This is a genomic window from Kocuria sp. CNJ-770 (genome assembly GCF_001942375.1).
GTDB classification, from domain to species: domain Bacteria; phylum Actinomycetota; class Actinomycetes; order Actinomycetales; family Micrococcaceae; genus Kocuria; species Kocuria oceani.
In genome coordinates, this window is the sequence record NZ_MKJW01000045.1 from 1 (window position 1) to 2,199 (window position 2,199).

The window sequence follows — 2,199 nt, forward strand, 5'->3', positions numbered from 1 at the left end:
GCCGCCCGGGCGGATCAGCACGCTGCGGGAGCGGCCGGCGGCGGGAGCAACCGGTCACGTGCGCTCGGCCCGGGGCGGGAGCGGCGTCGTCGTCGGCCGGCGGCCTCGCTAGGCTGGGAAGGCCCCCGCACCCGTCCCGGAAGGACGCCCGTGAAGTCGATCGTCGCGAGCCTGCTCGTGCTGGCCCTGGTGCTCACCTCGGCCGGGGTGCTGCTGACCTCCCTGGACGCCCAGGAGTGGCTGCCCACGGTGGTGCTCGCCGCGCTGGCCTACCTCGGGACCTTCGCGCTGTACCGGCGGATGCGGGACCGCTACGCCAACCGGGAGGACTGAGCCCGGCGGGGCTCAGCGCTCCCGGCGGGCGCGGCGCCAGGCCCGCCACGCCCCGGTGGACCACAGCGCCCACACGACCAGCAGCGGCTGGAACAGCAGACGGACCGCCCGGACCCGGTCGGTGTCCAGGCCGAAGGCGTCGGTGCGCGTGAGGTACTGCGAGACGTTGCCGGGGAACACGGCCACGAAGAACGCCGCCACGACCCAGCCGACGGCCGCCCGGTGGCGTCGCAGCACGAGCAGCGCGACCCCGAGCACGATCTCGACCACTCCGGAGACCAGCACCACGGCGTCCGCGGGCACCGGCAGCCACGGGGGCACCTGGGCGGTGAACTCCTGCCGGGCGACCGTGAGGTGGCCGATGCCCGCACCGAGCAGCACGAGGGCCAGGGCCACCCGGGCAAGCGTGCGGGGGACGGACGTGGCGGGGGCGCCCGGCCGGGCGGAGGAGGACATGCCCGGAGGCTAGCAGTCGCCCCCGGCCGCCCCCGCGGCCAGGCACCCCGGAGGTCGGGCGCCCCGAGCAGCCGGACGACCGGAGGCCCCGCACGCCCGGGCGGCCGGGGATGCTCGGGAGCGGTCAGGAGCGGTCGAAGTCGGCCTTGCGGATCAGCCCGTGCACGCCCACCGTGCGGTCCACCACCTGGGAGATCGCGAAGTCCGCGGCGGCCGAGAGGTAGGCGTAGGCCACGGCCCGCTCCATGCCCCTGTCCTGCTCGAGGAAGTCGAGGGCGTTGAGCACGGCCCGGCGCATCGCCACGTCCAGGTCGGAGTTCTGCTCGCCGCCGCCGGCGCCGTCCGGGTCGGAGAGCCCGATGGGGATCCAGTGCTCGGCGGTCTCGGCGAAGGGGTAGTGGTGGGCCACGGACGGGGCGTCCCCCTCCCCCGCGCGGCAGACGGTGAGCCGGAAGGTCCCGCGCAGCGAGCCCTCCATCGCGGTGAGCGCCACCTCGCCGTCACCCATGGCCATGTGCGGATCACCGACGTAGAACAGGGCGCCGTCGGTCTGCACGGGCAGGTAGAAGGTGGAGCCCACGCCGAGGTGGCGGATGTCGATGTTGCCGCCGCCGAGGGTGGGCGGGATCGAGTTCAGCAGGTCGTCGGTGGGCCCGGCGCCCCGCTGGTGGGCGACGCCCATCATGCCCATGAAGGGGCGCAGCGGGAAGCGCACCGCCCCGCCGGCCATGACGCCCTGGCCGTGCTCGACCGGGGTGAACGTGGAGACGTTGCCGTACTCCTCCGGGTTCCCGGTGGCCCGGCCGTCCGTGCCCACCGCCGGCAGGATGTCCTCCACGAGGAGGTCCGCCACCGGGCCCCCGCGGGCAGGTCCCGGGAGCGCGCCCTTGCCGTGCCGGCTGGAGACCACCCCGTACGGCACCCGCAGGTCCGCGCGCAGGGTCTCGATCTTCAGGACGTCACCGGGGCGGGCCTCCTCCACGAACACGGGTCCGGTGACCACGTGCGGGCCGTCGCGGTCGAAGTCCCGCTCGGTGCGGTCGTAGTCGCGGGCGATCTCCACCGCGTCGTCGAGCACCCGGGACCGCGGAACGCCCTGCCCGGCGAAGAACTCCACGGGGTCCCGACCCTGGTCCTCGAGGATCCCCTCGTGGGAGACGGCGTCGATGGTGACCGTCCGCCCGGAGCGCATGCGCAGCGCGGGTTCGGCGTCCACGGACGGCACGTAGCCCCACAGGACGCGGTCGACCTCGGAGGGCAGGTAGTGATCGCCGGGGATCGGGCCCCGTCCCGGCTGGAGGACAGTGCCGCGGAAGCCGGGGCGCCCGCCCGTCCCACAGGACGCGGTCGACCTCGGAGGGCAGGTAGTGATCGCCGGGGATCGGGCCCCGTCCCGGCTGGAGGACAGTG

3 protein-coding genes are annotated in these 2,199 nt (G+C 75.2%); 1 reads left to right on the forward strand and 2 read right to left on the reverse strand.

Features of this window, described 5'->3' with window-relative positions:
* Nucleotides 1–150 precede the first annotated feature (150 nt).
* Complete coding sequence (locus BJF77_RS02365) at nucleotides 151–333, forward strand: hypothetical protein (protein WP_047802282.1); 183 nt, start codon at nucleotides 151–153, stop codon at nucleotides 331–333.
* Between the two features lie 12 nt (nucleotides 334–345).
* Here the strand turns inward: BJF77_RS02365 and BJF77_RS02370 are convergent, their stop codons facing one another.
* Nucleotides 346–789, reverse strand: a complete 444-nt coding sequence (locus tag BJF77_RS02370) for a hypothetical protein (protein WP_075871174.1) — start codon at nucleotides 787–789, stop codon at nucleotides 346–348.
* Nucleotides 790–913: 124 nt separating this feature from the next.
* The gene (locus BJF77_RS02375) at nucleotides 914–2,197 is read right to left on the reverse strand and encodes an acetamidase/formamidase family protein (protein WP_255396101.1); all 1,284 of its coding nucleotides are present in this window, start codon (nucleotides 2,195–2,197) and stop codon (nucleotides 914–916) included.
* Between the last annotated feature and the right edge of the window lie 2 nt (nucleotides 2,198–2,199).

Coding starts and splice junctions, on each gene's coding strand:
- BJF77_RS02370 (WP_075871174.1), bottom strand. CDS start 789: ATGTCCTCCTCCGCCCGGCCGGGCGCCCCCGCCACGTCCGTCCCCCGC.